1 protein-coding gene is annotated in these 2,078 nt (G+C 55.9%); it reads left to right on the forward strand.

The genetic code is table 11. The annotated features are described in order from the left end of the window. The first annotated feature begins 217 nt into the window (after positions 1–217). The gene (locus DWV58_RS09695) at positions 218–1,912 is read left to right on the forward strand and encodes a phospho-sugar mutase (RefSeq protein ID WP_117776941.1); all 1,695 of its coding nucleotides are present in this window, start codon (positions 218–220) and stop codon (positions 1,910–1,912) included. Positions 1,913–2,078: the final 166 nt, after the last annotated feature.

Genomic DNA, 2,078 nt, shown 5'->3' on the forward strand with positions numbered 1-2,078 from the left:
AAGAAGGGGGAGGCCTCGCGGCCTCCCCCTTTTTTGCGTTTACGGGCAACATTCCTTATGCAATTAAATCAATTTAATCATCCACCGCTGAATATAGACGTTCACCGTTCTTTGGCCGGTTCTCTGTTCTCAATGGACTAATATTTGCTTTAGCGCACTGCTGCGCTTGTCCTGTTTTTACACGGGTCGTTTTATTGATTGTGACGGAAGGACTCACATGGCAGATGTTCATGAGCTGCTTGATACTTGGATTGCCAATGTCAAGGACGAGGAGCTCCTCGCTGAGCTCAACACGATGAAGGAGCAGGGTGATGAGGACGCCATCACCGACGCTTTCTTCCAGGATCTCGCCTTCGGTACTGCCGGTCTTCGCGGCACTATCGGTGCGGGCACTAACCGTATGAATATCTATACGGTCGGTCGTGCGACCCAGGGATTCGCTGACTACCTCAATGCGACCTTTGAGCATCCGACGGTCGCCATCGCTCGCGATAGCCGCAATAAAGGTGAGCTGTTCGTTAAGACTACGGCTGCCATTCTTGCAGCAAACGGCGTGACTGCCCTCGTGTATCCCAAGATTTCTCCTGTGCCGACGCTCTCCTGGGCCGTCCGTGATCTTAAGTGCTCCGGTGGCATTTGCATGACCGCTAGCCATAACCCAGCGCCGTATAACGGCTATAAGGCCTATGGCCCCGACGGCTGCCAGATCACCAGCGAGGCCGCCGATGCAATTTCTAAGGCTATCGCCGAGACCGATACATTCACCGGCGTGAAGTCCATGGACTTCGATGAGGCTCTTGAGCAGGGTCTGGTCAAATGGATCGATGACTCGTGCCTCGAGCGTTATTACGACGCCGTTCTCGCCCGCGGCGTTACGAATCTTTCTGCCGAGGAGATCGCTGGCGCTCCGCTTAAGCTTGTCTACACTCCGCTCAACGGCACCGGCCTCATTCCCGTCACGACGGTGCTCGAGCGCGCTGGCATCACCGATGTCACGGTTGTTCCCGAGCAGAAGGAGCCTAACGGCGATTTCCCGACCTGCCCGTATCCTAACCCCGAGATCCGTCAGGCCATGCAGAAGGGCATCGATCTCTGCGAGCAGGTTCACCCCGATCTGCTGCTTGCAACCGATCCCGACGCCGACCGTGTTGGCGTTGCCGTTAAGAATGGCGATGACTATCTGCTGCTGACCGGTAACGAGATGGGCGTCCTGCTGCTCGACTATATTTGCAAGACCCGTGCCGCCCGCGGCGAGGACCTCACTAAGAAGGTCGCGGTTACTACCATTGTTTCTTCCGCCATGGTCGATGCTCTGGCCGAGGAATATGGCTTTGAGCTCCGTCGCTGCCTGACGGGCTTCAAGTACATCGGTGACATCATTACCTCGCTTTCCGATGCCGGTGAAGTCGATCGCTTTATCTTCGGTTTTGAGGAGAGCTACGGTTATCTGGCTGGTGATCACGTGCGCGACAAGGACGCCGTGAGCACTTCGCTGCTGATTTGCCAGATGGCTCAGTATTACAAGCTGCAGGGTAAGAACCTCGCCGACGCGATGCACGAGCTGTACGAGAAGTGTGGCTACTACCACAATAAGACGATTTCGCTGAGCTATCCGGGTGCTGAGGGTGCGGCAAAGATGGCCGGCATCATGGCCGGTCTGCGCGAGAACCCGCCTGCGGAGCTTGCTGGGTCCAAGATTGAGGCCGTCGTGGACTACAACACCTGCGTGAACGGCCTGCCGAAGGCTAATGTCATTGAGTTCGATCTCGAGGGTGGCAACAAGGGTATCGTCCGTCCTTCTGGCACCGAGCCCAAGATCAAGCTGTATATCTTTGCCAAGGGCACGGATGCCGCCGAGGCTGATGCAGCACTTGACGCGATTGAAGAGTCCGGTCGCAAGCTGCTGGCATAAGGTATTTAAGAGTCTATTACTGTAGATAGGCGAAAGAGGGGATCTCGGAAACGAGGTCCCCTCTTATATTTACCCAGCCAGCCGAGAGTCCTTATATGTGTAGGAAATGTGTACGCCCAGATTCCCGCCCCCGGGGGCCCTCCGGTCTGGCAATATATCTCCTTGC

Origin of the sequence: Collinsella sp. AF11-11 (assembly GCF_003465485.1) — a bacterium.
Taxonomy (GTDB): Bacteria; Actinomycetota; Coriobacteriia; order Coriobacteriales; family Coriobacteriaceae; genus Collinsella.

What these genes read in the sequence shown, in the direction of transcription:
- DWV58_RS09695 (WP_117776941.1), top strand. Translation starts at nt 218, where the DNA reads ATGGCAGATGTTCATGAGCTGCTTGATACTTGGATTGCCAATGTCAAG.